Raw genomic sequence first — 4,904 nt, 5'->3', positions numbered from 1 at the left:
CCAGCTGTTCTTTCAGTTCATCTATGATATGTATGACAAAACGGCGTTCATCCTGACATCGAATAAGGGTCCCAATGAATGGGGGAAATTTCTGGGAGATACCACATTGACTACGGCGATCTTGGATCGCCTCCTCCATAGAAGCGAAATCATCACCTTTGATGAAAATCAGGAGAGTATCCGAATGAAATACAGAAGAGCTTTGTTTGAAGAGAAAAGTGTTGAGTCTTAATTGCGGTTAACTGTTGAGTCTTATTTGTGATAAAGTGTTGAATCCTACTTGACGGTTACAGCAGTCCGGATTTTTACTGATTTTTGAACCCTATCTTTATCAGTTACTAGGTATTTTTCAATACCCCATTCCTTGATTATTTGTTGAATTTCATACGGCTCAAATATTGTTTTTAGAAAGTTCTTTGTTACTCCAATAAAATCTTCTCGATTTACTGCGTTAACTTCATGTATCAATAATTGATTTTCATTACTTTGAATTGTATTTCTTTTAGTGTCTAATACAGATAATATTTCGTTCAACTTCAATTCAGGCATATTTACTGTCTTATTCTCTTCGATAATATCCTCAAATATTGTGTTACATATTTCAGTAACATTTGATTCAAAACCATCAATCCTGTCTAGTATGAATCCACTCAGATGTATGATGCTCATTAATCTCACTAATCTTGATAAGACATCATTTAAAGTATATTGTTGGCAATAGCTCTCATATACCACATTATATAAATGTTGATAGTAGTCTTTATACTGTTCATACTCCTTCTGAAAAGCTAATCCGATTGTTCCATAATATTTATTTAAGCCTTCATATATTTCTCGGAAATCATTTTTTTCAAATGGTGTTCTACTTACTGTAATAACTCTAGCTGAAGCACCGCCTGCATTACCTTTATGGTTTACAATCGAATGTTCACCTGATGAAAACATTATATTAGACCATTTATAGTTATTTTTTATCCCTTCAATACTGCCTCTTACCCTACTTGATCCAGTTGTAAATTGATAAATAGACTTTATAATATTTTGAGAGTTTGCTTTTTGAGTATCGTCTAATATTACTGGAAAAGAATTAGTTATTGTAGCTAGTCTTTCGATGCCTACTTCAGTAACGTTCCAGGAATGAACTAAATCATCATACTTACCCCATACTGATGCAGCTAGCTTTAAAACAGTAGTTTTACCCGTCGATGTACTGCCTGCAATGTCTATCACAAATGGCTCGACTTTAAATTCATCTAATAATATAGAGGCTAAACTTGCATATATCATAAATGAAGCTACTTTACTGCCCTTTACTTTATTAAATACATTTCTCTGATAATCTTCTAAACTACCTTTAGTGTGTATCGCATCTAATATTCTTTTATAAGCACTATGTTCTGTTGTTATCTCTAAACTTGAATTGTTATTATGATAAAATCTCCCATTGATATAACCCAATCGCGTTACTGTATTTTTAATTGTTATTTTGTTTTCTTTTTCAAACAAACTGAAGTAATCAATAAAATCTTTAGCATTATTATCATTAATATTTAAATCTTTAAACGCTAAATCCAGCAGAACACTTTTCTTGGCGATCGCACTCGCAGGTTCTATTGTTTTGATTAACTTTCCATCCGATTTGAAGTGAATCTCATAATAAATGTGATTGAACTCAACATCTCTATATTTTGCATGAATCAGAGGTACATTTCTTGAGATATATTTATTAATATCTCCATCTTTTCTTTCTATTACTTTATATAGTCCGTCTGCTTGAGCTACAAAAGGAAACGGTATCTTTACTTCTTGCGACATTCAATCACCTCTTATAAAAATGACTTGTTCTTACTTTTAAGAAATTCAGTCATTGTATCTACATGAATCAAAGTAACAGTTGCACTCGGCCTGATGAATAGAGAGGGCCATTCTTTTGACTCTTCAGCTTCAGTACACCACTTATAAATAGTAGATTTACTAACACCAAATAGTTCAGCCGCTTTTCTCTTATTCACGAATAGTGGTTTAGTGATTACTTTTTCGACGTTTATTATTCCATTTTCGTTAATCTGAGAAATTATATTACTATGTTTTGTTTCCATAAATATCCTTCTCCTTTCCGATGTGAACTTCAAATAAATCAGCAATTTTTACATCTAAAGCTATTGCCATCTTTTTTGCTAGTCGAGGACTAATCGAAGTCTTATTGTTAATAACATTACTCAGATGATTAGAAGATACTGCAACCTCTTTAGCAAAATCTGAAATCATCCATCCATTGAGAAACATCTTTGCCTTAATAATTTCTGTTTTAGCAATGATCACACAACATTCACCCCAATCTATAAGAACAGATATTATACAATTTTGTACAGTGTTTGTCCTTTATTTGATTTTATAATACATTACTACAGATTTTTATTCAAGTATTTGTACAGAAAGCATCCATTTTTGTTTTCAATTTGTTCTTAAAAATTTAACATTAAGTTTGCATTTTTAATTTATTCGAGCAATAATTTATATTGAGGTGATACTATGATTTTTAGTACATTAAAGAAATTCATGAACGTAAACAATGTAAATCAACATAACCTTTCTAAAGTAACAGGAATTTCAAGAACGACTCTAATGCCAATAATTAATAACACAAACCAAAATATTAAATATGACACTGTGGAAAAATTATGTCAGTTTTTTGATATAGGAATGCAGGATTTGTTGATTTATTCAAAAATCAATGTTTCTTATATTGAATCTTCATTAATAGAAACTACAGGTACGAACGAAGAAAATATTTCTTATGAATTATATGTAACATTGGCATTTGATGACAAACATTTACAATTCTTTGGGGGTTTAACTTTTGATAAAGGCTTAAATAATTTAGTAGATTATCAAAGCTATTCTAAAACGAAGGAACATTGGCAATTAGAATGTTTGGTAGAACCTTCTTATGGAGAATATTTAAAAAACTGCGAGCTTACACAGGGAAAATTAGATTTATTTACTATAGTTTTTGATATCAGAGATAAGGTCAGTGAACAAACGGGCTTGAGCAAGAGCCTAACCAAAGATATTAAATTTAGAGTAGTTTCAAGAACGAAAAATTCTGTAGATACTCTACTTGATAAAATTTCAAAACTTAGCCCGGAAGAAAAGGACACTCTTATAAATGAAATAAAAAAGTGAGAACTTAGGTGATTTAAATGTGGTATGAAAAATTCACAGATAAGAAAGGGAAAAATAAATACCGTTTTTATGAGAGATACATCGACCCTCTGACTAATAAAAGAAAACGTACCAGTATTGTGATGAATAAATCCACTAGACAAAGTCAAAAAGAAGCACAAAGACAACTGAATGAAAAAATAAATCAACTTATACATAACAATCTTAATTACGTATCTGGTACTGAAAATCTAACCTTTATTGAACTTGCCGATGAATGGTTTGATATTTATAAAGTTCAGTCAGGAAGCAAACGCTCCACGATTAATGCAAAAGCCAGTAAGATTAATACTCTCAAAAGTAGGATTCCTAATGATATTCTTGCTAATAAATTGAACAGTAAAGTATTACAAAACTTCATAAATAATTTAACAAATGAAGGGTATAGTCAAGCTGTCATCAGAGATTATTTCAGTATTATCAAACATATCCTTAATCACGGTAAAAAGAAGTATAACCTTGATGATACTAGTTACTTGGAAGATGTTATTATTCCCAAGAAAGCTAAAACACGTGAAGAAATAAAAGCAAAACGTGAGAATTATTTGGAACTAGAACAAATACATAATATAGTATCTGCCATCAACACTCTTGGTGAGTCTAAACGTGCAGGCTATCAAAGGATATCTTACTTTATGTCAGCATTTATCACCGAATTTCAATCATTAAATGGCATGCGCATTGGTGAGTTATTAGCAATACAAGAAGATAATATTGATTTTAAGAATAAAAAACTGACTATCGATGGAACTATATTGTGGGAAAGAAATGGCTCAAAATATGGTTTTAAAGATACCACTAAGAATGAGTCTTCGTATAGGACTATTTCAATCACTTCAAGAAGTGTAGAGATACTGAAGAGGGTCATACTTGAGAACAAGAAACTAAAACAATGGGAAAGTAATTACCAAGATCGAGGGTTTTTATTTGTAGACTATAGAGGGAATCCATTAAGCAAATCAACGATTAATAGATGCTTGAAAGCTGGTGCTGAAGCAGTAGGTGTCGAAAAGAATGTAACCTCACACACCTTAAGACACTCACACATATCATTGCTGTCTCAATTAGGAGTCTCTTTAAGAGCTATAATGGATCGCGTTGGCCATTCTGACCATAAGACCACCTTACAAATCTATTCACACGTTACAGAACAAATGGATAAAGATATGATGAGTAAGTTAGAAAAGATATAGAGATACTAAGTTGTATTCTAATTGGGGGGCGGTACAATCACTAATTCAAAAAACAAACAAAAGGAAATTAACTTTACCAATAAAATCAATAAAATTTTGGCCTCTATAAACACCAGACGTATAAGTATAACATTCTTTTTATTACCCGAATCAATTTCATAATTGCTCTTTTTAAAAATACAAAGACCTACAGAATTCCTAAAATGTATTTTAAAAAACAGAAATCATGCAGCTTGTTGCTGAATGAATTGAGCATCGATGCGGTCTGCAGCCAACTTGGATGCATTGTAAACAAGTGTCACCATGTCAAAATGAATTTTTGCGCGTTTTCCGGTACGATATCGAACATTGTTCAGTTGAAAGAATTCCTTAAGGTATGCATTGACTCTTTCTACCGCAGTACGGCGTTTGAAAATGTTTTTCCATGCTAGAGACCCACGGGCTGGTGCGGAATATTTCCTGAGATCTGTTGTTATTTTCATTTTG

Annotated in this window: 7 protein-coding genes; 3 read left to right on the top strand and 4 right to left on the bottom strand. The window is 31.7% G+C overall.

Features of this window, described 5'->3' with window-relative positions; genetic code table 11:
• Nucleotides 1–232, top strand: a 232-nt coding sequence (locus tag BLR15_RS13680) for an ATP-binding protein (protein WP_176754178.1), incomplete at its 5' end; no start/stop codon positions are given.
• Nucleotides 233–276: 44 nt separating this feature from the next.
• On the opposite strand, the gene BLR15_RS13675 is transcribed toward BLR15_RS13680, so the two are convergent.
• The 3 genes from BLR15_RS13675 to BLR15_RS13665 are packed head-to-tail and all read right to left on the bottom strand — an operon-like array spanning nucleotide 277 to nucleotide 2,322.
• Entirely contained in the window at nucleotides 277–1,815 is a 1,539-nt protein-coding gene (locus BLR15_RS13675; protein WP_092988343.1) for a DUF927 domain-containing protein, read from the bottom strand.
• A gap of 11 nt (nucleotides 1,816–1,826) precedes the next feature.
• Entirely contained in the window at nucleotides 1,827–2,099 is a 273-nt protein-coding gene (locus tag BLR15_RS13670; RefSeq protein ID WP_092988341.1) for a helix-turn-helix domain-containing protein, read from the bottom strand.
• Complete coding sequence (locus tag BLR15_RS13665) at nucleotides 2,083–2,322, bottom strand: helix-turn-helix domain-containing protein (RefSeq protein ID WP_092988339.1); 240 nt, start codon at nucleotides 2,320–2,322, stop codon at nucleotides 2,083–2,085. The genes BLR15_RS13670 and BLR15_RS13665 overlap by 17 nt, the downstream gene beginning before the upstream one ends.
• A gap of 237 nt (nucleotides 2,323–2,559) precedes the next feature.
• Between BLR15_RS13665 and BLR15_RS13660 the strand changes: the two genes are divergently transcribed.
• Both BLR15_RS13660 and BLR15_RS13655 read left to right on the top strand, forming a co-directional pair.
• Nucleotides 2,560–3,186 (top strand): helix-turn-helix domain-containing protein, encoded by a 627-nt coding sequence (locus tag BLR15_RS13660; RefSeq protein WP_176754177.1) that lies wholly within the window; start codon nucleotides 2,560–2,562, stop codon nucleotides 3,184–3,186.
• A gap of 17 nt (nucleotides 3,187–3,203) precedes the next feature.
• The gene (locus BLR15_RS13655; protein WP_092988335.1) at nucleotides 3,204–4,418 is read left to right on the top strand and encodes a tyrosine-type recombinase/integrase; all 1,215 of its coding nucleotides are present in this window, start codon (nucleotides 3,204–3,206) and stop codon (nucleotides 4,416–4,418) included.
• A 224-nt stretch (nucleotides 4,419–4,642) separates the two neighbouring features.
• On the opposite strand, the gene BLR15_RS13650 is transcribed toward BLR15_RS13655, so the two are convergent.
• On the bottom strand, nucleotides 4,643–4,904 hold a 262-nt coding region (locus BLR15_RS13650), incomplete at its 5' end, for a transposase (RefSeq protein WP_143003990.1).

It is taken from the genome of Lacicoccus qingdaonensis, assembly GCF_900101075.1.
Lineage (GTDB): Bacteria > Bacillota > Bacilli > Staphylococcales > Salinicoccaceae > Lacicoccus > Lacicoccus qingdaonensis.
This window is presented reverse-complemented; position numbering and strand designations above follow the sequence as displayed.